This window comes from Flavobacterium pectinovorum (genome assembly GCF_006438875.1).
Classification (GTDB): domain Bacteria; phylum Bacteroidota; class Bacteroidia; order Flavobacteriales; family Flavobacteriaceae; genus Flavobacterium; species Flavobacterium pectinovorum_A.
The window spans coordinates 372,298-394,824 of record NZ_RCZH01000004.1; the positions used below are offsets into that span (position 1 = coordinate 372,298).

The following is a 22,527-nucleotide window of genomic DNA, read 5'->3' on the forward strand; positions in this document are numbered from 1 at the left end:
TTATCATGAAAAACGTAAAACTTATTTCATTAGCCTTATCTATGCTTATATGTTTCGTAGTATCAGCACAGGAAAAAACGATTACAGGAATCGTTTCAGATGAAAACCGACTACCTATTCCAGGTGCAAACATTACCAATAAAAACACAAAAAAAACAACACAGACTAATTTTGACGGACAATACAGTATTCAGGCTCAAAAAGGAGATCTTTTGATTTTTGATTATATTGGTTATAATTCTCAAAGGCAAAAAGTAGAAAACTCAACTATCATTAATATAAAATTGCTTCCAGCCCACCAATCATTAGAAGAAGTCGTAGTTGTAGGGTATGGCACTAGTAATTCTGAATATGAAGATCGAAGTTATACACGTGCTGAAAAAAGAAAATCTAAAATGGAAACCTCTGAAATGCTGCAAGGAAAAGCTGCAGGAGTCGCTATTTCGCAAGGATTTGTTCAATATGCTCCAAGTCAAAGTATAACAAATAAAGCAACTGAATCTATTGCTGCTAAAAATGAACCTTTATATATTCTTGACGGAATTCCGGTAAAATCAGAACAATTTGCAAAAATAAATCCGAATGATGTTCAGGATGTAAAAGTTTTGAAAGATAAAGACGCAACTTCTATATACGGAAACAAAGCTTCAAATGGGGTTGTTCTCATTGATACCAAAAGCGGAATCTATAAAAATCTTACTGAAAAAGAACTTGATGCCAAATTGAATATTGTACATCCTACTCCAACTGTTACGCCAAATCAGGAAGATTATGATGCTTTTGTAGAAAATGCATTTGAAAGCCCTAAAACAGCACCGCTTTCTACTTTTTCTATCGATGTTGATAATGCTTCCTATACTAATATCAGACGTTTTATCAATAACGGACAAGTGGTTCCTAAAGATGCTGTTCGTGTGGAGGAAATGGTGAATTTCTTTAAATATGATTACCCGCAGCCAAAAGACCAGCATCCTTTTTCGATTAATACGGAATTAAGCGATTCTCCATGGAATTCTAAAAATCAAATTCTTAAAATTGGTTTGCAGGGGAAAAATATTCCAACAGAAAATTTACCGGCTTCAAATATGGTTTTCTTAATTGATGTTTCCGGTTCTATGGAAGACGATAATAAATTACCATTGTTGATACAATCCATGAAAATTTTGGTAAACGAATTAAGAGCAAAAGATAAAGTTGCAATTGTAGTTTATGCTGGTGCAGCTGGTTTGGTTTTACCTCCAACTTCGGGTGATGAAAAAGAAACTATAAATGATGCTTTAGAAAGTTTGCAAGCCGGAGGCAGCACTGCGGGAGGCGCGGGAATTGAACTGGCTTATAAAATTGCTGCTGAAAATTTCATTAAAGACGGAAATAACAGAGTGATTCTTGCGACTGATGGTGATTTTAATGTTGGAAGCACTTCAAATTCTGACATGGAAACTTTGATTGAACAAAAAAGAAAAACGGGCGTTTTCTTAACTTGTCTGGGTTATGGAATGGGAAATTATAAAGACAGTAAAATGGAAACCCTTGCCGATAAAGGAAACGGAAATTATGCTTATATTGATAATATCCAGGAAGCAAATCGTTTTTTAGGAAAAGAATTCAAAGGTTCGATGTTTGCCATTGCCAAAGATGTAAAAATCCAAATCGAGTTTAATCCAAAACAAGTTCAGGCGTATCGATTGATTGGGTATGAGAACCGAAAACTGCGTCCGGAAGATTTTAAAAACGATGCAATTGATGCAGGAGAATTAGGAAGTAATCACACCGTAACAGCATTGTATGAAATTATTCCCGCAGGAGTTGAAAGTGATTATTTGAACCAACAACCAGATGCTTTAAAATATACCAAAGTACAGGAAACCGGAAATAATTATAATGCTGAACTTGCAACAATAAAATTTCGTTACAAAAAACCTGATGGCGACAAAAGTATCGAAATGGTAAATGTAATTGAGAACAAAACTGTTGTTTTAAGCAAAGCGTCAGATGATTTTAAATTTAGTACTGCCGTTGCATGGTTTGGATTGAAATTAAGAGATTCTAAACTGATTTCTAATAAATCATCAGATGATATTTTGAAATTAGCCAAACAAGGAGTTTCAAAAGATTCTGAAGGTTACAAAGCTGAATTTATTCGTCTTGTTCAATCGGCGATATAGAAATTTATTAATAGATATTTTATTACATTTGACCTCTTTTGAGATTCTCTTCAAAGAGGTCAATTAAATATTTTACAAATCATTTTCAAACAAAATTTCATGAATCCTATTTTAAATCAGAATTTATTTCTTGTAAAAGAACACGTTGGAATGTTTAAAGCTGCAAACAATTATGACATCTATAATCCCGAAAGCAATCAGATTATAATGAATTGCAGAGAAAACAATCTGGGATTTTTTACTAAAATCCTTCGTTTCACAGAATATAAAAGAGCGACTCCGTTTGATATCGAAATCACAACAGCTTCTGGTGAGAAAATAATTTCTGTAAAACGAGGTATTGCAATCTTCCGCTCGACGGTTGAAATTTTTGATGAAAAAGATCGTCTGGTTGGTACATTCAAACAAAAATTCTTTTCTATTGGCGGTAAATTTGAGATTTTAGATAAGAATGAAAAACCGGTTGCTACATTACAAGGAAAATGGACTGGTTGGGATTTTAAATTTAGCCATGAAAATAAACAACTTGCGCAGGTTAGTAAAAAATGGGCAGGAATGGGCAAAGAGCTTTTTACAAGTGCTGATAATTACGTTCTTCAAATTGACGAAAATGTAGCGCAGGATAGTCCGCTTAGACAATTAATTCTCGCCGCCGTAATGTGCATCGATATGGTTCTGAAAGAATAGAAAGTTTGTTAAACTTAGATTAAGAAAATAACTAAAAGCATCATTTTAGGAAGCAAAAACTGTATTTTTGTGTAACTAAAATGATGCTTTTGCATTTCTAAAAAATAAATCATGACAGACTTAAAAAATAAAAATGCCCTAATCACAGGCGCAGGAAAAGGAATTGGAAAAGCAATTGCGATTGCACTTGCAAAAGAAGGCGTAAACGTAATTTTAGTTTCAAGAACTCAGGCAGATGTTGACCAATTGGCAATTGAAACGAATAAACTAGGTGTAAAATCTTTAGCTTTATCTGCTGACGTTTCAGATATTAATTCGATAAATAGTGCTGTAGAAAAAGCTTTCGCCGAATTTAAAACTATCGATATTTTAATTAATAATGCCGGTATTGCTGCTTTCGGAAATTTTCTGACGTTGGAACCAGCTGAATGGGAAAAAATTATTCAGGTAAATTTAATGGGAACCTATTATACAACCCGTGCCATTTTGCCAAATATGATTGAAAGACAAACTGGTGATATTATCAATATTTCGTCTACTGCAGGATTAAACGGAAATGCGTTGACAAGTGCTTATAGTGCTTCTAAATTTGCGGTTTTAGGATTAACAGATTCTTTAATGCAGGAAGTTCGTAAATATAACATTCGTGTTACGGCCTTAACACCAAGTACAGTTGCGACGGATTTGGCATTAGATTTAAAACTTACAGACGGAAATCCTGATAAAGTAATGCAATCTGAAGATGTCGCAGAATTAATTATCGCACAATTGAAATTAAGCCGTCGTGTTTTTATCAAAAACAGCAGTATCTGGTCTACTAATCCTTAAACTAAAAATATAAATTTCAATATTTTTAAATTGCTTTGCCTGTTCGCTATCGCTCGGGTCCAAATTCCAATCTCGAACAAACTTTGTCAAATTTTAAACTTTGACAAAGTTCTTAACAGCCTTAATAAAAAACCATATGGAACAATATCTAAGACAATTAATTTCAATAGAATTCACGGATAAAAAAGAACTTTTTACCGGTTTTCTTATTGATTATTCTGATGATTGGATTTTACTCCGAAACAATCCGGAGGATTTTATTCTGGATGGTTTTGTGATTCTTAAAAACAAAAATATCGAAGCGGTTCACAGAGATCAGGATCTTGAATTTACAGAGAAAGTAATTCGCTTAAAAGGTTTAAAAACAAATGCCGAAGATATTATCCCAATTAGAGATCTAAGCTCGATATTGAATTATGTAAATAATAAATACGGAATTTTTCAAATTTCAAAAAAATCAGCAAAATCAGCTTACTTAGGAAAATTAATTGAATTAAATAACGAAGAACTTACAATTGATTTTCTGGATATCAGAGGTCAATTTGGTGGTGAGTTGAGTTTTAATCCCGAAAAAATCAGAGTTATTGAATTTGATACGGATTATATTAATTCTTTGAAATTGGTGATTCCGGAGGATAAGAAATAAGAGTTATTTTTAAATATAATTACGTTTAACCTTTGTCAAAGTTTTGAACTTTGACAAAGATCTCGAAAACAAGAAAGCCCTTTTAAAAAAGGGCTTTTCTGCTTTTTGTCATTTCGACCGAAGGGAGAAATCACATCAGTAATTCCGTTCCTAAATTCGCCAATCTTTACTGAGATTCTAGTGTGATTTCTCCCTTCGGTCGAAATGACAAACTATTCGTGCTCCTTGTTAGTGCGGTTGCTTCGTTCCTCGCAATGACGAGCTGTATGTATGTCTTATACTTCTGCCAATTTATTCAAAAACTCTAAACGAACGCTTCCGTCTTCGTCAATTTTTGTCAAATTGATTTCTTGCAATGTATTTACTAATTCAGGATTCCAAGGCGTTTTTACTTTTACGTAATTCTCGGTAAAACCATGAATATATCCTTCTTTATTTTCACTTTCGAACAAAACCGTTCTGTTAGATCCTAATTGACTTTCGTAGAAAGCACGACGTTTTTTAACGGATAATCCGCGTAACATTTTACTACGTTTCGCTCTAACATTTGCAGGAACAATTCCCGGCATATTTGCAGCTTCTGTATTATCTCTTTCAGAATAAGTGAAAACGTGCAAATAAGAAATATCCATTTCATTAAGGAAATGATACGTTTCTAAAAAGTGCTCATCAGTTTCTCCGGGAAAACCAACAATAACATCTACACCAATACAGGCATTTGGCATTACTTCGCGAATTTTGTTTACTCTTTCTGTGTAAACTTCACGTAAGTAACGACGTTTCATTAATTTAAGAATATCATTGCTTCCTGATTGCAGCGGAATATGAAAATGAGGGACAAAAGTTCTGCTTTTAGAAACAAACTCTATAGTTTCATTCTTCAATAAATTTGGCTCAATTGATGAAATTCTCAAACGCTCAATCCCTTCCACTTTATCCAAAGCCTGAACTAAATCAAGAAAAGTATGTTCGTGTTTTTTATTTCCAAATTCTCCTTTTCCGTAATCCCCGATATTTACTCCGGTTAAAACAATTTCTTTGATGTTTTGCGACGAGATTTCTTTGGCATTCTGCAATACATTTTCTAAAGCATCACTTCTGGAAATTCCTCTTGCTAACGGAATTGTGCAATACGTACATTTATAATCACAACCGTCCTGAACTTTCAGGAAAGCACGAGTTCTGTCCCCAATAGAATAACTACCAACATAAAAATCGGCTTCGGCAATTTCGCAAGAGTGAACTTCACCCATATCGTTTTTGCTTAAATCATTAATATAGTCGGTAATTTTAAATTTTTCTGTAGCCCCAAGAACTAAATCAACACCATCAACAGCTGCTAGTTCCTCAGGTTTCAATTGCGCGTAACAACCTACTGCAGCAACAAAAGCTTTATCATTAAGTTTCATTGCTTTTTTTACAACCTGCTTAAATTGCTTATCAGCATTTTCTGTAACGGAACAGGTATTGATAACATAAATATCAGCCACTTCTTCAAAATCAACGCGATCAAAACCTTCATCATTGAAGTTTCTGGCAATTGTAGAAGTTTCTGAGAAATTCAATTTGCAACCAAGCGTATAAAAGGCAACTTTTTTTCTATTTTCCATGGGAATAAACTACGTTTTAAGTAGTAAGATATTATATTTACATCTCTTTTGGAGAGTTTGCAAATTTACATACAATATTCTTTAAAATAAAATCAATAATATACTATATATCAATATTTTGCACGAAAGCAGTATTTCAAGTCATCATAAAAAACCATAAATTAAAGTAAACAACTTATTAATAAGTTTAATCTGCGGAAAAATAAAATATTATTTCAATAAGAATAAAATGACAAAACATCGATTAAATGCAAATAATATCGATTAAATGCATTTTTTTAATTTTTAAATTCAAATTTTCTTACATTTAACTTTGCTAAGTTAGTTTTTCGAAGTAATTTCACTTCACCAAAAAACAGTTTACTAAAATTATTCTATTTAAATAATAATTTGCTCATAACAATTTTGATTTTCCCTCGTTATGTTGTTGCTTTGTTATTATAAAAAATGGGTAAGCCGAAAACCAGAAAGAGTAGGCAAAAATTATAAATTAAAACTCCATATGAAAGCATTTTTACCCACAATCTGCTTGATGTTCTTAACCATTTTTAGCTCTCAGGCGCAAACTGCTGCTCCAGCTACGGCTAATCCTTTTCCATCTATTAGCACATTGACAAATTGGGCGAGCTTAAACTCTCAATCTCAATTTGATATTGCAGTTCGTGCGGTTGGATTTAAATTTGAAGTAAAAGAGCCTGGTGAAGGATCAACAGCTTATACTTATATTCGTAAAGTAACAGTAAATGAAGTTAATTATACCGATAGAATCGTTTATAGAATTACCAGCAATAATTCAGCAAGTATTATTTCGTTGGTAACTGCTTCTACTGATTTAGTAAGTTTGTACACTCCGCAATTGGCAACTTTCAAAAATAACAATTGCAAAACAGAAATGTCTAAAGACAAAAACACAACTTGCAGCTGTTACGAAAGTGTAAACTTTGCAATCGATCTTTGCGACGAGCGTGTAAAATTGACAATGGGTGATGGAAATAAATATTTTGTTTCTGTAGCTAAAAAATAATATCCAATACCTAAATTATATTTAAGTATTAAAACTACGAGCTGTTTTCCAAATCTTTGCAGATCATCTTAAACGAGATAAGTTTACAAAGATTTGGAACGCATTTCTTAGGTATTTACAAGTTTGGATTTTTCAATTCATACCAAACTTCTAATTCTCCCTGATATTCAAAGGAATTTACATATCGCAAGCCTAACTTTTCAAGAATACTTCTGGAGTTATCATTTCCCGGATCTGCATAAGCATAAAGGGCTTCTACTTTCAAAACATTAAAAGCATAATCTACGAAAGCTTTTCCGGCTTCGGTAGCATATCCTTTTCCCCAATGTTTTTCGATGAAACGATATCCTATTTCATAAAAATCTTTATGATTATTGATTTCATCAGTAATAAATTTTATTCCGGACCAACCTATAAACTCATTAGTTTCTTTGAGAATTACTGCCCAGCGACCCGTTCCAAAATCTCTGTATTGCTGCTGAAGATTTTCAATATAAGCATGACTTTCATCAATACTTTTTACTGGTTTTTTACCAACAAAAACATGTACGTTTGGATTAGAATCTAATTCAAACATTCCTTCTGCATCAGATTTTATCAATTCCCGTAAAATCAAGCGTTCTGTTTCTATTGGCTCTTTCATCAAAAAATAATTTAATTTAAAATATAGCGTTGTACAACCTCAGCAACTCCATCATTATTGTTTGAAGCAACAATTACATCTGCTCTGTCACGCAATTCAGGCGTTACATTATCAACCCAAACTCCAAGTCCGGCATATTCTATCATTGTTAAATCATTTCCTGCGTTTCCTACGGCTATAATTTCACTTTGATGAATATTTAGCTTTGTTGCCAAAAGTTTCAAACTCGCCGCTTTATCAATTCCGTTTTGTGCTGCTTCCAGGAAAAAAGGTTTTGACATTGCAATGCTCAAATGTGGCATTTTCAGTTTTAAATCTTTCTCCAATCCTTTTAGATAAGAAGGCTCTGCCAATAAAATACATTTTACTGCAGGTTTAGTAACCGCCTCTTTAAAACTTAGCACTTTACGATGTGGTAATCCAGTGATTTCTTTTTCTATTTCGATATACTCAGAATCGGTTTCACTCACAATTTCACCATCGATATAAGTGATAATATGCGTTTTCATTTTTATACTATAATCGTATAAATCATGAATCTGTTCCGGAGTTAAAGATTGTTCAAATAGTCTAAGATCATCTTTTACAGTACTAATTATTGCTCCGTTAAACGAAATTATATACGAATCGTACAGATCAAGTTTTAACTCTTTAGCGTAAGCAGTCATTGCCGAAGTTGGTCGGCCAGAAGCCAAAACTACGTGCACTCCCTTTGCCTGCGCTTCAAGAATTACTTTTTTATTAAGGTCAGAAATTTTATGATCGTCTGTCAACAAGGTATCATCCATGTCGAGCACCAGCATTTTATATTGCATATTTTTTTTGAGTTTTCAGTTTTCAGTCGCAGTATTCAATTTCAGTTTCCAGTATTCAGCACCAGTATTCACTGAAAACTGCGACTGAAAACTGTACTAGATACTCATTCTAAAATCTTCGATAACAGGATTTGCTTTTGCAAAATCTGTTTCCTGAATAAATACCTCAACAGCTAAATCTGATCCGCCATAACCGCCTAAACGTGCCGATTGAATATTATCTTTTTTTACTGTTTCTACGCCAGCTTCTTCCAATCTTTCTTGCAATGCAAGTGCTAAAACTTCACTTCCTGAATACATCTTCATTAATCCCATGACATTTTATTTTTATAATTATTAATTCTTATTCTAAAATTATTTCTAACTGCTTTTGAAAATCATTGTTTTCATTCATCCCAATATGACCTTGATCTTTTAAAGGATAAAAATGCCCATTTGACTTTAATTCTTTACTTAATCGAATTGAATTTTTGAAAGGAATCAATTCATCCTTCATTCCATGAAAAATATAAATTGGCACATTAATTTTGGGCAAATATCTATAAGTTTCTAAATGGATTTTTTTCATAAAATCTGGAAAAAACGGAACCTTAGTACTTGATAATTCTATAAAGCTATAATATGGAGATTGTAGAATTAAGGCTTTGGGTTTGTTCTCTGAAGCCAAAATAGCTGCAAGTCCGGAACCAATCGAATATCCGGCAATAATAATTTTATTTTCGGAATATCGTTTTACTAATGTTCTATAGACAATAGAGATATCTTTATTTAATTGTTCTTCATTTTCAATTTCACCTTCACTTTTTCCGAAGCTTCGATAATCCAAAATAAAAATATCATATCCTAAATTGGTATATGTTTTTGCTATTTTACCCCAGGTTTCTAATGTTCCTGCATTTCCATGAAGATAGAAAATAAGACCTTTAGATTTCTCCGTTTTAAATAAAAGCCCATTTAGATATACGCCGTCAAAAGACTTAATATTTAATTCTTCAAACTTTTGTTGATACTCGAACTTGTAATCTTTTGAAAGTGCTGCACTTTGAAAAACCATTTCAACCTGATTGAAATAAACATAGGAAGTAACAGCTACATAAATAACAACGAAAAAACCCAAAAGTACAATCGTCAAAAATTTAAAAGTCTTGAGTATCTCCATAAATCTAATTTAGTTTTCAGTTTTCAGTCTCAGTGATCGCTGCGACTGAAAACTGAAAACCGCGACTTTATTTATTCCTCTTCTTCAATTTGATCGTCTTCTTCATCAAGCTCTTCTTCACCTTCTTCATCCATATCAAATAAATACGGTTCCAACATCATTTTATCAGCCAAAATCTCGATACGTTCTGTCAGGTTTTCTGCAAAAATAATACGTTGTGTTTTTGTGATACTGTTCGAAATACGCATAATTTTAGTTTCGTGACGCAATTTCAACATTGGATCAGCATCATCGATAATAAACATTTTCAAGCGGTTTACATTATAACCCGCTGTGGTAAACATATCGCTTAATTTATTTGGTGTACCAATTAAAACATCGATTCCTGTAGAAATATAATTTTTATCATAATCTGTATCGCCTTTATCATGTACACCATAAACTTCAAGCTTGGAATATTTTCCGTATTTCTCAAAAAGCGCTTCCATCTCCAATACTTTTGCTTTGTCTTCAACAAAAATCAAAGCACGAGGAGATTCCTCAGCATGACCTGACAATTGCTGAATTACATTTAATACGATTGTAGTCGTTTTTCCACTTCCTGCTGGAGAAAGAATGATACAATCTGCACCACTTTTTATAGTCGAAAAAGTTTCTTGTTGCAAAACATTTGCTTCTGTTAAACCATTTTCAATTAAGGCGTCTTGTAACTTCTCGTTTATTTTTTTTAGTTTCATCTTCTAATTTTAGAATTTAGATTTTAGAATTCAGATTAAAATTCAAAATCATTATTTGCTTGCAAACATTTTTACGTCGGTTTCAGAAATTTCGGTTCCTCCCAAAATAATTAATCTTTCGACTACATTTCGAAGCTCACGGATATTTCCGGTCCAATCGTATTCCTGCAATAATTTTATAGCTTGTTGCGAAAATACTTTAACCACATTTCCTTGTTCCGAAGCAATTTTTTCTGCAAAATATCTTACCAAAGCCGGAATATCATCACGTCTTTCATTCAATGGCGGAACTTTAATCAAGATCACAGCTAAACGATGGTATAGATCTTCACGGAAACGACCTTCGGCAATTTCTACTTTCAAATCTTTATTGGTTGCAGCCACAACACGCACATCGACTTTTATATCTTTTTCGGCTCCAACTCTGGTAATCATACTTTCTTGTAAAGCGCGTAAAACTTTGGCTTGCGCCGAAAGACTCATGTCACCAATTTCATCTAAGAAAATAGTCCCTTTATCTGCCGCTTCAAACTTTCCCGCACGATCTTTTACTGCTGATGTAAAGGCCCCTTTTACGTGACCAAACAATTCGCTTTCTATCAATTCACTCGGAATCGCAGCACAGTTTACTTCAATCATTGGAAAATTAGCGCGTTCGCTTCTTTCATGTAATTGATGCGCTACTAATTCTTTTCCGGTTCCGTTTGGTCCGGTAATCAAAACTCTGGCTTCGGTTTGAGCAACTTTATCAATCATCACTTTAATATGATTGATTGCTTCGCTCTCTCCTACCATTTCGTAGTTTTTACTGACTTTTTTCTTTAGGATTTTATTCTCAACTACAAGTTGTTTTTTATCCAATGCATTTCGAACCGTATTCAATAAACGATTCAAGTCCGGTGGTTTTGAGATATAATCAAAAGCTCCCAAACGCATGGTATGAATTGCCGTTTCCATATCGCCATGACCAGAAATCATAACCATCGGAATTTCGGGCTTTATTTTTTTTGTTTCTTCTAAAACCTCAACACCATCCATTTTTGGCATTTTGATATCGCACAAAACCAAATCGTAATCGTTGTTTTTTATTTTCTCAAGACCTGCAATACCATCTTCTGCTTCATCTACCTGATACGTATCATTTTCTTCTGATAAAATTTTTACCAAAACTCTTCTGATCGATGCTTCGTCTTCTATAATTAGTATTTTACTCATTTTTTTTGAGGTTCAAAGTTGCAAAGGTTCAAAGCTACAAAGTTTAAAATCTTTGTCGCTTTGCGCCTTTTAACGTTTATTATATTATTATTCTTAATACTCTTTCTTTGTGTAATTCCTTAAAGCTTTTTTCTGTGTAAGATTTATGGTTCCAATATTCAAAACCTTCGCAACTTTGTACCTGTGAACCTTTGTAACTATAAAAACTAATACTTCAGCCATTTATACAATTCTTTCCAGGTTGGTTTTTTGCCGTACATTAAAATACCTATTCGGTAGATTTTTGCGGCGAACCAAACTACAAGGAAAAACGTTGCAAACAATAATGATACCGAAATTGCAACTTGCCACCACGGCACTCCAAACGGAAGTCGCATTAACATCACAATTGGCGAGGTTAACGGAATCATCGAAAATACTACCGCAATTGTTCCGTGTGGATCGTTTACAACCGTAAAAAATCCGATATAAACACTCAAAATAAGCGGCATAATAATAGGTAAAAGAAACTGTTGGGAATCGGTTTGATTGTCAACTGCTGCTCCAATTGCGGCATAAAATGAACTGTATAAAAAGTATCCTCCGATGAAATAAATCACAAAACCAATTAAGATACTTGTAATAGGTAAATTCCATAATTCGCTAATATACATTTGTGCCGTTCCTGACATTTCATGTTGTGCTGACTGCATTAATTCAGGTGAAATTCTGGCGGTTGGACCAACATTTACACCAAAAAATGCCGAAGCTGCAAACATCAACCCTAAACCAATTATCGCCCAGATCATAAATTGCAATAATCCCGCAAGTGAAGTTCCGATAATTTTACCAATCATCAGTTGAAATGGCTTAACTGATGAGATAATGATTTCAATAATTCGACTCGTTTTTTCTTCGATCACGCTTCGCATTACCATGTTTCCGTAAATGATAATAAACATCATAATCAAGTAACCAAAAGCGCCGCCAATACCAATTTTTATCTCATTTAATCCTTTTAAACTTTCTTCTCCCGAAGCTTTTACCAAATGAATATTAACGGCAGATTGTGCTTTTTGGATTGCCAAAGTATCCAGTTTTGCTGATTCGAGATTTATCTTCGTGATTTTTTCTGCAATTACATCTTGTGTTTTTTCGATAAAAGAAATACTCGGACTATTGTTCGAAATAAACTCAATTTTGCTTTCTAATTCTTTTAAATTAGCCGTTTTTGGAATAATAATTAAACCATCAAAACTTTCATTGGTAATACTGTCTTTTAATATTTTAGTGTCAACTGCAGATAAATTAAGGTATTTAAACTCTGCTTGGTTTTTATTTTGTTTTAAAAAATCATTTGCAAACAAACCTGTTTCGTCATGAATTGCAATTTGTTTGGTTTCGGCTTTCATCGAACTCAAATAACCAATAAATCCGGCAATTGCCACAAACAACAACGGACTTAAAAAAGTCATGACAACAAAAGATTTATTGCGAACTTTTGCAATAAACTCTCTTTTTATAATCAACGAAATGATACTCATAAATATTTAAATTTTCAAATTCCAAATTCCAATTCTGATCACTCTAAAATTGGAATTTGGAATTTATTTTTTGGAATTTTAATTTTTATTTTCAGTAACTGTTTGAATAAATATATCGTTTACACTCGGTATTTTTTCTACAAAATGTGTTACTTGTCCTCTTTGCGTCAGTATATTCAATAACTCATTTGGTGTCGCATCGCCAATTTGAATATCTAATTTTAAATCATCATTTAATGATTTAAAATTCGCCGGGGAGACCGTAAACTTTTGTGTAATATCATACATCAAACCTTCTACATTATCAGTCAAAATTCCAACCTCAAAACTATTGGTTTTAAACTGACGTTTTACATCACTTAATTTACCTTCAATTAATTTATTCGATTTATGAATTAAAGCGATGTGATCACAAAGTTCTTCAACACTTTCCATTCTATGGGTCGAAAAGATAATTGTAGCTCCTTGTTCTTTTAATGCCAAAATTTCATCTTTTATGACATTTGCATTTACAGGATCAAATCCTGAAAAAGGCTCATCAAAAATCAGCAATTTAGGTTTATGCAATACGCAAACTACAAACTGAATTTTTTGCGCCATTCCTTTAGAAAGTTCCTGAATCTTCTTGTTCCACCAACCCTGAATTCCTAAACGGTCAAACCAATATTCAAGCTGTAGTTTTGCTTCGGCTTTAGAAAGTCCTTTCATTTGGGCCAAATACAAACATTGCTCGCCTACTTTCATCGAACTATACAATCCTCTTTCTTCAGGAAGATATCCAATAGTCTGCACATGTTTTGGATGCAATCTTTCTCCGTCCAAAATTACTTCACCGCTGTCTGGCAGTGTAATTTGATTTATAATTCGGATTAGAGAAGTTTTTCCGGCTCCATTTGGACCTAATAGTCCGTAAATACTACCTTTTGGTACATTTAATGAAACTTCGTTAAGCGCTACATAATCACCGTATTGTTTTACGACTTTATGTACTTCGAGTAAGTTGCTCATGCTATTTTTAAGATTTTCTGCGTCAGTTTGACCTTTGTGGTATTGCGCCTGTAAAAGTAAATAATTCGCAGCGAAACTTTACATTATTAATGCAAAAAACCCATTCTAATTTACACTAGAATGGGTTTTTATATTTATTATTTCAATATTTCAGAAAAAAATCTGTTTATGAAAACATATCTTTTACTTTTTCGAAAAATGATTTTTCTGATTTTTCAGGACTTGGCACAAAGTGTTCGTCTGTTAAAGCATTTTCAAAAAATTGCTTTTGCTCTTTATTCAACGTTTTTGGCGTCCATACATTAACATGAACCAGTAAATCACCACTTCCGTATCCGTTGATACTTGGAATTCCTTTTCCTTTTAATCTTAAGATTTTTCCGGATTGAATACCTTCTTCTAACTTAATACGAACTTTTCCGTTGATTGCTTCAATGTCTTTAGAAACTCCTAAAACTGCTTCCGGGAAACTGATATATAAATCAAAATGTATATTTTCACCTTCACGTTTCAAAAATTCATGCTCTAACTCTTCGATAGCTACAATTAAATCACCAGGAATACTATTTCCGGGAGCGTCGTTTCCTTTATTAGAAACTTTCAATTGCATACCATCAACAACTCCAGCAGGAATTTTGATTGATACTGTTTCATCTTCCTGAATCATTCCTTGTGCATCTGCTTCAGAAGGTCTTTTATCTAAAATCTGACCTGAACCTCCACAAGTAGGACAAGTTGATGCAGATTGCATTCTTCCTAAAATAGTATTGGTCACACGCATTACCTGCCCTTGACCGTTACAAGTCGAACAAGTTTTGTATGTCACACCTTTGGCCTGAACCTTACGTTTTACTTTTACTTTTTTCTCAACACCATTGGCAATTTCTTCTAAAGTCAATTTTACTTTAATTCGAAGATTGCTTCCTTTAGCACGACGAGGACCACCTCCGCCTCCGCCGAAACCACCAAATCCTCCGCCAAAAATATCACCAAACTGGCTGAAAATGTCATCCATATTCATACCACCGTGACCACCACCACCAAAACCTCCAGAACCGTCAAAAGCCTGGTGTCCGTATTGATCGTATTTTGCTTTTTTGTTAGGATCGCTTAGTACTTCATAGGCTTCTGCCGCCAATTTGAAGTTTTCTTCTGCCTCTTTGTCGCCTGGATTTTTGTCCGGGTGATATTTCAAAGCACTTTTTCGGTAAGCTTTTTTAATTTCAGCAGCGTCAGCATTTTTTGAAATGCCTAGTATTTCGTAAAAATCTTTTTTCATAATTAGGTTTAAATTCCAAATCTAAAATTCCAAATTCCAATACTTAAAAAATTGACTTTCAGAATATTTATTTTGCATTTTTTAGTTTCCGATAACTACTTTAGGGAAACGAATAATTTTGTCTCCTAATTTGTATCCTTTTTCAATAACATCAACAATTTTCCCTTTTAATTTATCAGACGGAGCTGGAATTTGGGTAATTGCCTCAGCAAAATCAGCATTAAAAGCATCACCTGCTCTTACTTCAACTTGCTCTAAACCTTTAGAAACCAAAGTACTTTTGAATTTTTCGTGAATTAACTCTACTCCTTTTTTCAAATTTTCATCGTCAGACTTGTTGATTTCTACAGTCGCTCTGTCAAAATCATCCAAAACAGGAAGCATTGCTAACAAAACTTCTTGATTTGCCGTTTTAAACAAATCCATACGCTCTTTTGAAGTTCTTTTTTTGTAATTTTCAAATTCAGCAAATAATCTCAAAAACTTATCTTTTTCTTTTGCCAAGTCTTGAGCCAATTGCTCTTCAACACTTAATTCTTCAACAATCAATTGTTCTCCGTTGGCATTGTTTTCTAACGTTACTTCATCTAATTCCTGATCGAATTCTGTATTTTCCGTAGTCATATTACTTGTATTTTTAAAAATATTCTTAAACTTCATTTTTTATTCTTTCTTTTGGATTGCAAAAGTACTGCCAAATCTTTTAAAATGTCAAATTGTCACTTTGGCAAAAATAATACGATCCTGTATTTATAAAATCTTAAAATTTATTCTTCAAATAAATCGACTTATTATCAGCTAATTATTACATATAAAGTATGGCTTATTCTATCTATAAAATAACTTAAAGCGATTACAAAATACCGGATTAGTACTGATTTTAGCAAAATAATTATTTGCTGTAAATTTTGCTAATATAATACACTACAATCTATATATGCATCATGCAAAGCAATATACAAATCAGAATATAGAAACAGTATGCTTAAACTTTACAAAAGAATTCACGACAGGCTTCATTACTGGCAAACCTGGAAAAAAGACGAAGAAACAGCCATTACTTATTGGGGAGTTGTTGGACACATTGGAGAATATAAAGAAGTTAAAAGTGGAATGGCCACTAATATGGTAAGAGCAATTAATAGCGAAATCAGAAAAAAGACAAAAGAAGGTTTTGTAACAGTAGACAATGATAAAATTTTATTTCTCGAAATCAAATATAAAATTGACTCTTTTGAAACCGAAAAAAACCTAAAAAAAAGACATCGTCTTAAAGAAAAACTGGATGAAATTCTAGGTTTAACAGGACTGGGATACAGTAGCAGAGGCGCTATTGATGATGAAACAATGGAGATTAAATGCGTCGTTATCAATTACACTATTGCAAAAAATACAATTGAAGAAGAATTAAAAAATACCGAATTTGAAGATTACATCGGAATTTATAAAAAAGAGCAGTGATAAAGTATTGTTTCCCAAACTATGAAAGATATAAATCACAAAAAAAAATTAGTATAATTTTAAGACTATTACGTTATAGTTTGTAGTATATTTGGATTCCTAATTAGAATCTAAAGTATTACCTAACGAAATTGAATTTAAGGGTTAGCCTCGGCTTTATAAATAATTATTAATTCAAGTTTACCTTATATTAAAAAAAGCTTCGCCTATTTCAGACGAAGCTTTTTTTTATGCCCTTATTTTATCTTTAACTCCTTGAAAGCTTCCGAAAAATAACTATGTTTTTATCGCACGGGCGGAGGGATTCGAACCCCCATCAACGGTTTTGGAGACCGCTATTCTACCCTTGAACTACGCCCGTATCAAGGCCGCAAATTAAAAGCTTTTTTTCTTTTCCAGCAATTATTTTCACGCAGATTTAAAAAGATTTTTCTGTTGTGTATCGTTCGCCACGAATTGCACTAATTTGCACTAATTATTTTTTTAATGTAAGTAGTTAGTTTGCAAACTACTTAAAGGCTTAGGTAAAGCAAAAAAACAAAAATTTATAAAAAATTGGGTTTGTACAATTTTTTATAAATTTTTGGGGAATTTGGGAAAATTCGTGAAATTCGTGGCAAAAAAACCCTTTACTATGCGAGCAAAGCAGCTTTCAATCCTTCGAAATCAACTGAAATTTGTTCTCCTGAAACTAAATTCTTAAGAGAGTAAGAGTTTGAAGCAATTTCCTGCTCACCTGCAATTACCGCAAACGGAATCAAACGTTTGTCTGCGTATTGAAACTGTTTCCCCACTTTTACATTATCCGGATACAATTCTACTTTTATATTTTCTTTTCTCAATTTCTGAATCGCTTGTGAAGCATATAAAGCCTCTGCATCTCCATAATTAATAAACAACGCTTTTGATGTTGCAGCAACAGTTTCCGGGAATAATTGTAATTCTTCCAGAACCAGATAAATTCGGTCTAAGCCAAAAGAAATTCCAACACCACTCATATTTTTTAAACCAAAAATACCTGTCAAATCATCATATCTTCCACCGCCTCCAATAGAACCCATCGAAACCGTTTTTGGAGCTGCTACTTCAAAAATAGCTCCGGTATAATAATTTAATCCACGCGCCAGAGTCACATCAAGATCTAATGTCGCAGTTGCCAGACCTAAAGTTGCCACATTGTCACAAATAAACTTCAGTTCTTCAACTCCTTTCATTCCTTCTTCTGAAGAAGATAATAAATTTGAAAGCTGATTTATTTTATCTGCAAAAGTTCCTGTAAAGTTAAAAAGCGGCTGAACTTTAACCAAAGCTTCTTCGGCAATACCTTTTTCGATCATTTCTTTTTTAACACCGTCTTCACCAATTTTATCCAGCTTATCAAGAGCCACAGTAAAATCGATCAATTTATCAGATGCACCAATTACTTCAGCAATTCCAGATAATATCTTTCTGTTATTGATTTTAATTGTAACACCTTCAAGTCCTAAAGATGTAAAAACGGTATCGTACAATTGAACCAATTCTACTTCCTGCCATAATGATTTTGAACCAACAACATCTGCATCACATTGATAAAATTCTCGGTAACGTCCTCTTTGCGGTCTGTCTGCTCTCCAAACGGGCTGAATTTGATATCTTTTAAAAGGGAATTCAATTTCATTTTGGTGCTGTACAACGTATCTTGCAAACGGAACCGTTAAATCGTAACGTAATGCTTTTTCAGAAATTTTTCCGGTAAATTTATTCAGTTCAATTCTTTGCTCCAGACTAATTGTTTCAGCCGAATTAACTTGTAAAGATTCTATAGATTCCGGTAATTCAATTTTGTTTTTGTTAAAGAAAAAATTACCTGAGTTCAATATTTTAAAAATCAAACGATCACCTTCTTCTCCATATTTCCCCATTAAAGTATCTGAATTCTCAAAAGATGGTGTTTCAATTGGCTGAAAACCAAACTTCTCAAAATTACTTTTTATGGTTTGAATAATATATTGACGTTTTGACACCTCTGCAGGCGAAAAATCTCTTGTTCCTTGTGGAATACTTGGTTTGGAAGCCATCTTTTTTTATTTTAGATTTTAGATTTCTGATTTTTGATTATTTTCCAATCTTTATCTCAAAAAATCTTAACATTAATTTCTTATTGATTTTTGATTTTGTTAAAAACCGTAAATCGTCTGCAAATATCTTATTTTTTAAAATAAATATTACCAGTTCGAAAACAAACTTGTAACAAAAAACGTATTTTCGTGACAAATTGTTCATGATGCTAAAATTATTAAGAGAAAATATTCGAATTGCTTTTGGTTCAATCAAAACACAATTATTACGAACCATTCTTACCGTATTAATTATCGCAATCGGGATTACTGCTTTGGTAGGAATCCTAACGGTTGTAACGGCGCTGGAAAATACTGTTTCGACCAATTTTGCTTCGATGGGAGCTAACACTTTCAATATCAATCAATATGCAAATACGGTTAAAAATCGTGGTGGAAATGAGCGTGAAGTCATTAATCCAATCATTTCATATCCCGAAGCTGTAGCTTTCAAAAACAAATACAAATATCCTTTTACCGAAACTTCTCTTTCGTTTACCGCAACGGCAACGGCAGAAGTAAAATATTTAGACCAAAAAACAGATCCGGAAATTACGATTCTTGGCGTCGACGAACATTATATTTCAAACTCAGGTTTAGAAACTACATCTGGTCGTTCATTCAATCAGTTTGACATTGACAACAACACCTATTCCTGTGTTGTTGGTTCAGATTTTGAAAAAGGATTATTAAAAGATGTCAACCCAATTGATAAAATTATCTCCATTCGTGGTGCACGTTTTAAAGTTATTGGTGTTCTTAAGGAGAAAGGTTCAACTTTTGGACACAGTCAGGATTTACGTGTTTTGATTCCTATACAAGTAGCACGATCTTTATTTACTGCTCCAAATATCAACTACACTATAAGTGCGATGGTTTCTAAAAAGGAACTTCTTGACCAGGCTATTGACAACGCAACAAGTACTATGCGAAGAGTTCGTAAATTGAGCCCTGTTCGTGACAATAATTTTGGTGTTGGACGTAGTGACGATTTAATTAATAAAATTCTGGGAATTACACAATATTTAGGCTGGGCCGCCTGGATTATCAGTATTATTACCATTTTGGGATCATCAATTGCTTTAATGAATATTATGATTGTTTCGGTTACAGAACGTACTCGCGAAATAGGCGTCCGTAAGGCTTTGGGCGCAACAAAAGCAACTATTTCAGTTCAATTTTTTATAGAAACTTTATTAATTGGACAGATCGGTGGATTTATTGGAATTATATTGGGAATTCTCGTAGGTTTTGCTTTTGCAGGTATAATGAATTTTGCTTTTGTGATTCCGTGGATGGCAATTTTTGCCGCTTTCGCAACCAGTTTTACCGTTGCCATTGTTTCCGGATTATATCCCGCAATAAAAGCGTCTAAACTTGATCCTATTGAGGCTTTGCGTTATGAATAATTTTTAGCTTTCAGTCGCAGTTATAGTTTTCAGTGTTTAATCATCAATATTTGAAGCAGAATTAATCGTTTTATCAAGAACTTTATTCCCGCTATTCGTTTCAATCTTTTATGCCGAACAACGGCACAAAAGGATTTTTACTTCTATCGGGGCTAGATTAGAGCTTTTATGGTTTTTAAGAACTTCTCATAGAAGGCTTTCAAAATCCTGTAGATTAAACAAATAAAACAACCATAATCTTTTGTCATTCCAATTTCTTTGATAAAAACTAACTTTTGTTTCGTTTCAACGGAGTAATCCCGAAGCTTCGGAACCCAATCTTGTCATCCCGAGGAACGAGGGATCTCCGCAAGAAACTAACACACAGTATTTTCTTTAGATTGTCGAGCTGCTTTTGGAGATCCCTCGTTCCTCAGGATAACAATATTGTGTTTAAACTTTGCGAAGATGGATTGAAATCCATTCTACAATATATTTTGTTCCTTCGGAACTGCTTTAAAAATCTCTATGGAATAATTTATTTTGTAGCAATGCCCCGATCCCGAAACGTCGGAACGAGATTAATTCATTGAAACTTTCCACCAAATAATTAATTTCTAAAATATATCTCGGAGAGATTATCTATTGGTAGAACATAAAGATACCCATCAACATTTGTCCTGTAGGGACTACACCGTCGTGTTTCCGGTTTATTACTTACTGTCTGGACACAAATACAAAACAAACACTAATTTCACGAATTTGCACAAATTTTAACTGGTTAATTCAGCTTGTTAAATTAATTTCACGAAATGAATTAGTGAAAATTAGTGAAATTTGTGTTCAAAATTCATTAATAATACTTATGTCCAAACGGTAGGTTTCTTACGGAGATTGCTTCTTCGTCCTTAAAACCTATTGTTTCTTTTAATACATATCACGGTTCCTTCAAGTTTTTTTTTCAACCTTGTAGTTTGACAATTTATTCGAAATCTAAACTCGATCGTATAGTCCCTACGGGACAAATGTTTGGTGGGTGTAATACTATTCTACCAACAGATAATCTCTCCGAGATACTACTTTTAGGGCAAGATTATGCTTATTACTACAAAGAATGGATTAAATGCGTCGAAACGACAAAAATAGTTTTATAACATCAAAAATCGGAATGATAAAAAGGGACAAACCAATTTTGAAAATTAATTTTGTCAAAGTTCCTTAAACTCTTGGTTCAAAATTTTGACAAAGATGTTTGTACTCATAATCGTTTTGTTAAGCAAAATATAAAACCCACATCGCTTAGCTGTCCTACGCCACAAAAAGCGTTGCGATTGTTTCCAATACCGCCAGCATACCACACGGGTAAAAATTTTTCTATGTCATAAAACAAAAAGACTGTCATAATTGACAGCCTTTCTTCTTTAATTATTCAACATCCAAATAAGGATTTAGAATTTCTGCTAATTCATTCAGCCAATAAAAACCATTTTCAAGATTTGTTTTATCAATCTCTAAGGTTTCACATTTTCGCATTAAGCTCAAGGCAAGCATATAATTTACTTGTCGAATTGTTTTTGCCAAACTTTGAGGATCGACTGATTTGTTAAAAAAATCAAGTAGCCTCGTTTCAGCTTCTTTTGAAAGGGTGTTTGTAATCATAATTTGGACAATTAGGAAAATATGAAGCCCGCACATTTTAGATGTCCTACGCTGTCCCGCGTTACGGTTGTTTCCAATACCGCCATCATATTGCACGGGCAAAAGTTTTTTCAAAATCATAATTCGGACAGTTAGGGTCACGAAGATACTCAAAAAAGAACGAAAATGATTACAAAAAATATTTATATTTAAACTTTAACATTGTCATTTATTCAATAAACACAAACTATGTCATTTATACCAAGATTTGGTTTTGATTGCGAATGATGGATTAAAATCCATCCCTACAATATATTTTGTTCCTTCGGAACTGCCTAAAAAAATTCCGGAGGAATAATTTATATTGTAGCAACGTCTCGATCCCGAAGCTTCGGGACGCTACCAAAAATCGCCAATCTTTGTCGAATTACTCGTGTGATTTCTCCCTTCGGTCGAAATGACAAATCAAACGAAAACATTCTTATGAAAATGTCAGCCCAGCCCCGATAGTCCCGAAGCTTCGGGAGAAAATCCTTTTGCTTTTTTCCTTAAAAAGCAAAAGATTGAAACGGATAGCGGGATTAGCTCCTAAAAAAAATCAA

The 22,527-nt window shown here is 33.3% G+C and carries 20 protein-coding genes and 1 tRNA gene; 7 read left to right on the forward strand and 14 right to left on the reverse strand.

Annotated elements, in window-relative coordinates; translation table 11 throughout:
* Positions 1–5: 5 nt before the first annotated feature.
* The 4 genes from EAH81_RS07905 (at position 6) to EAH81_RS07920 (ending at position 4,326) form a co-directional block, all read left to right on the forward strand.
* The gene (locus EAH81_RS07905) at positions 6–2,165 is read left to right on the forward strand and encodes a vWA domain-containing protein (RefSeq protein WP_140505636.1); all 2,160 of its coding nucleotides are present in this window, start codon (positions 6–8) and stop codon (positions 2,163–2,165) included.
* A 99-nt stretch (positions 2,166–2,264) separates the two neighbouring features.
* Positions 2,265–2,852, forward strand: coding sequence for an LURP-one-related/scramblase family protein (locus tag EAH81_RS07910; protein WP_140505638.1), 588 nt, complete (start codon positions 2,265–2,267; stop codon positions 2,850–2,852).
* A 111-nt stretch (positions 2,853–2,963) separates the two neighbouring features.
* Positions 2,964–3,680, forward strand: a complete 717-nt coding sequence (locus tag EAH81_RS07915; RefSeq protein WP_140505640.1) for a 3-ketoacyl-ACP reductase — start codon at positions 2,964–2,966, stop codon at positions 3,678–3,680.
* 136 nt (positions 3,681–3,816) lie between these two features.
* Positions 3,817–4,326, forward strand: a complete 510-nt coding sequence (locus tag EAH81_RS07920; RefSeq protein WP_140505641.1) for a hypothetical protein — start codon at positions 3,817–3,819, stop codon at positions 4,324–4,326.
* Between the two features lie 275 nt (positions 4,327–4,601).
* Here EAH81_RS07920 and mtaB read toward each other — a convergent pair whose 3' ends face one another.
* Entirely contained in the window at positions 4,602–5,936 is a 1,335-nt protein-coding gene (gene mtaB, locus EAH81_RS07925; protein ID WP_140505643.1) for a tRNA (N(6)-L-threonylcarbamoyladenosine(37)-C(2))-methylthiotransferase MtaB, read from the reverse strand.
* A gap of 502 nt (positions 5,937–6,438) precedes the next feature.
* Between mtaB and EAH81_RS07930 the strand changes: the two genes are divergently transcribed.
* Positions 6,439–6,960, forward strand: coding sequence for a hypothetical protein (locus EAH81_RS07930; RefSeq protein WP_140505645.1), 522 nt, complete (start codon positions 6,439–6,441; stop codon positions 6,958–6,960).
* Positions 6,961–7,075: 115 nt separating this feature from the next.
* Here the strand turns inward: EAH81_RS07930 and EAH81_RS07935 are convergent, their stop codons facing one another.
* The 10 genes from EAH81_RS07935 to EAH81_RS07980 all read right to left on the reverse strand — a co-directional run bounded on the left by EAH81_RS07935 (position 7,076) and on the right by EAH81_RS07980 (position 15,999).
* A complete protein-coding gene (locus EAH81_RS07935; RefSeq protein WP_140505647.1) occupies positions 7,076–7,603 on the reverse strand; it encodes a GNAT family N-acetyltransferase in 528 nt (175 codons plus the stop codon).
* Positions 7,604–7,614: 11 nt separating this feature from the next.
* Complete coding sequence (locus EAH81_RS07940; RefSeq protein WP_140505649.1) at positions 7,615–8,418, reverse strand: Cof-type HAD-IIB family hydrolase; 804 nt, start codon at positions 8,416–8,418, stop codon at positions 7,615–7,617.
* A 96-nt stretch (positions 8,419–8,514) separates the two neighbouring features.
* A complete protein-coding gene (locus EAH81_RS07945; protein ID WP_140505651.1) occupies positions 8,515–8,733 on the reverse strand; it encodes a putative signal transducing protein in 219 nt (72 codons plus the stop codon).
* A gap of 28 nt (positions 8,734–8,761) precedes the next feature.
* Positions 8,762–9,577, reverse strand: a complete 816-nt coding sequence (locus tag EAH81_RS07950; protein ID WP_140505653.1) for an alpha/beta hydrolase — start codon at positions 9,575–9,577, stop codon at positions 8,762–8,764.
* 71 nt (positions 9,578–9,648) lie between these two features.
* The gene (locus tag EAH81_RS07955; protein WP_140505654.1) at positions 9,649–10,314 is read right to left on the reverse strand and encodes a DEAD/DEAH box helicase; all 666 of its coding nucleotides are present in this window, start codon (positions 10,312–10,314) and stop codon (positions 9,649–9,651) included.
* Between the two features lie 51 nt (positions 10,315–10,365).
* Positions 10,366–11,529, reverse strand: a complete 1,164-nt coding sequence (locus EAH81_RS07960) for a sigma-54-dependent transcriptional regulator (RefSeq protein WP_140505656.1) — start codon at positions 11,527–11,529, stop codon at positions 10,366–10,368.
* A gap of 206 nt (positions 11,530–11,735) precedes the next feature.
* Positions 11,736–13,052, reverse strand: coding sequence for an ABC transporter permease (locus EAH81_RS07965; RefSeq protein ID WP_140505658.1), 1,317 nt, complete (start codon positions 13,050–13,052; stop codon positions 11,736–11,738).
* A 78-nt stretch (positions 13,053–13,130) separates the two neighbouring features.
* Entirely contained in the window at positions 13,131–14,060 is a 930-nt protein-coding gene (locus EAH81_RS07970) for an ABC transporter ATP-binding protein (protein ID WP_140505660.1), read from the reverse strand.
* Between the two features lie 166 nt (positions 14,061–14,226).
* A complete protein-coding gene (gene dnaJ, locus EAH81_RS07975; protein WP_140505662.1) occupies positions 14,227–15,339 on the reverse strand; it encodes a molecular chaperone DnaJ in 1,113 nt (370 codons plus the stop codon).
* Between the two features lie 81 nt (positions 15,340–15,420).
* Positions 15,421–15,999: a nucleotide exchange factor GrpE gene (locus EAH81_RS07980; protein WP_140505664.1), complete on the reverse strand. Its 579-nt coding sequence runs from the start codon at positions 15,997–15,999 to the stop codon at positions 15,421–15,423.
* Positions 16,000–16,320: 321 nt separating this feature from the next.
* Between EAH81_RS07980 and EAH81_RS07985 the strand changes: the two genes are divergently transcribed.
* The gene (locus EAH81_RS07985; RefSeq protein ID WP_140505666.1) at positions 16,321–16,800 is read left to right on the forward strand and encodes a hypothetical protein; all 480 of its coding nucleotides are present in this window, start codon (positions 16,321–16,323) and stop codon (positions 16,798–16,800) included.
* Positions 16,801–17,090: 290 nt separating this feature from the next.
* Here EAH81_RS07985 and EAH81_RS07990 read toward each other — a convergent pair.
* A tRNA-Trp gene (locus tag EAH81_RS07990) sits at positions 17,091–17,161 on the reverse strand.
* 271 nt (positions 17,162–17,432) lie between these two features.
* Positions 17,433–18,860, reverse strand: coding sequence for a histidine--tRNA ligase (hisS, locus tag EAH81_RS07995; protein ID WP_140505668.1), 1,428 nt, complete (start codon positions 18,858–18,860; stop codon positions 17,433–17,435).
* Positions 18,861–19,063: 203 nt separating this feature from the next.
* On the opposite strand from hisS, the gene EAH81_RS08000 reads away from it, so the two are divergent.
* A complete protein-coding gene (locus EAH81_RS08000; RefSeq protein WP_140505670.1) occupies positions 19,064–20,308 on the forward strand; it encodes an ABC transporter permease in 1,245 nt (414 codons plus the stop codon).
* Positions 20,309–21,712: 1,404 nt separating this feature from the next.
* On the opposite strand, the gene EAH81_RS08005 is transcribed toward EAH81_RS08000, so the two are convergent.
* The gene (locus EAH81_RS08005; protein WP_140505749.1) at positions 21,713–21,946 is read right to left on the reverse strand and encodes a hypothetical protein; all 234 of its coding nucleotides are present in this window, start codon (positions 21,944–21,946) and stop codon (positions 21,713–21,715) included.
* Between the last annotated feature and the right edge of the window lie 581 nt (positions 21,947–22,527).

What these genes read in the sequence shown, in the direction of transcription:
- EAH81_RS07905 (WP_140505636.1), top strand. Translation starts at nt 6, where the DNA reads ATGAAAAACGTAAAACTTATTTCATTAGCCTTATCTATGCTTATATGT.
- EAH81_RS07910 (WP_140505638.1), top strand. Translation starts at nt 2,265, where the DNA reads ATGAATCCTATTTTAAATCAGAATTTATTTCTTGTAAAAGAACACGTT.
- EAH81_RS07915 (WP_140505640.1), top strand. Translation starts at nt 2,964, where the DNA reads ATGACAGACTTAAAAAATAAAAATGCCCTAATCACAGGCGCAGGAAAA.
- EAH81_RS07920 (WP_140505641.1), top strand. Translation starts at nt 3,817, where the DNA reads ATGGAACAATATCTAAGACAATTAATTTCAATAGAATTCACGGATAAA.
- mtaB (WP_140505643.1), bottom strand. Translation starts at nt 5,936, where the DNA reads ATGGAAAATAGAAAAAAAGTTGCCTTTTATACGCTTGGTTGCAAATTG.
- EAH81_RS07930 (WP_140505645.1), top strand. Translation starts at nt 6,439, where the DNA reads ATGAAAGCATTTTTACCCACAATCTGCTTGATGTTCTTAACCATTTTT.
- EAH81_RS07935 (WP_140505647.1), bottom strand. Translation starts at nt 7,603, where the DNA reads ATGAAAGAGCCAATAGAAACAGAACGCTTGATTTTACGGGAATTGATA.
- EAH81_RS07940 (WP_140505649.1), bottom strand. Translation starts at nt 8,418, where the DNA reads ATGCAATATAAAATGCTGGTGCTCGACATGGATGATACCTTGTTGACA.
- EAH81_RS07945 (WP_140505651.1), bottom strand. Translation starts at nt 8,733, where the DNA reads ATGGGATTAATGAAGATGTATTCAGGAAGTGAAGTTTTAGCACTTGCA.
- EAH81_RS07950 (WP_140505653.1), bottom strand. Translation starts at nt 9,577, where the DNA reads ATGGAGATACTCAAGACTTTTAAATTTTTGACGATTGTACTTTTGGGT.
- EAH81_RS07955 (WP_140505654.1), bottom strand. Translation starts at nt 10,314, where the DNA reads ATGAAACTAAAAAAAATAAACGAGAAGTTACAAGACGCCTTAATTGAA.
- EAH81_RS07960 (WP_140505656.1), bottom strand. Translation starts at nt 11,529, where the DNA reads ATGAGTAAAATACTAATTATAGAAGACGAAGCATCGATCAGAAGAGTT.
- EAH81_RS07965 (WP_140505658.1), bottom strand. Translation starts at nt 13,052, where the DNA reads ATGAGTATCATTTCGTTGATTATAAAAAGAGAGTTTATTGCAAAAGTT.
- EAH81_RS07970 (WP_140505660.1), bottom strand. Translation starts at nt 14,060, where the DNA reads ATGAGCAACTTACTCGAAGTACATAAAGTCGTAAAACAATACGGTGAT.
- dnaJ (WP_140505662.1), bottom strand. Translation starts at nt 15,339, where the DNA reads ATGAAAAAAGATTTTTACGAAATACTAGGCATTTCAAAAAATGCTGAC.
- EAH81_RS07980 (WP_140505664.1), bottom strand. Translation starts at nt 15,999, where the DNA reads ATGAAGTTTAAGAATATTTTTAAAAATACAAGTAATATGACTACGGAA.
- EAH81_RS07985 (WP_140505666.1), top strand. Translation starts at nt 16,321, where the DNA reads ATGCTTAAACTTTACAAAAGAATTCACGACAGGCTTCATTACTGGCAA.
- hisS (WP_140505668.1), bottom strand. Translation starts at nt 18,860, where the DNA reads ATGGCTTCCAAACCAAGTATTCCACAAGGAACAAGAGATTTTTCGCCT.
- EAH81_RS08000 (WP_140505670.1), top strand. Translation starts at nt 19,064, where the DNA reads ATGATGCTAAAATTATTAAGAGAAAATATTCGAATTGCTTTTGGTTCA.
- EAH81_RS08005 (WP_140505749.1), bottom strand. Translation starts at nt 21,946, where the DNA reads ATGATTACAAACACCCTTTCAAAAGAAGCTGAAACGAGGCTACTTGAT.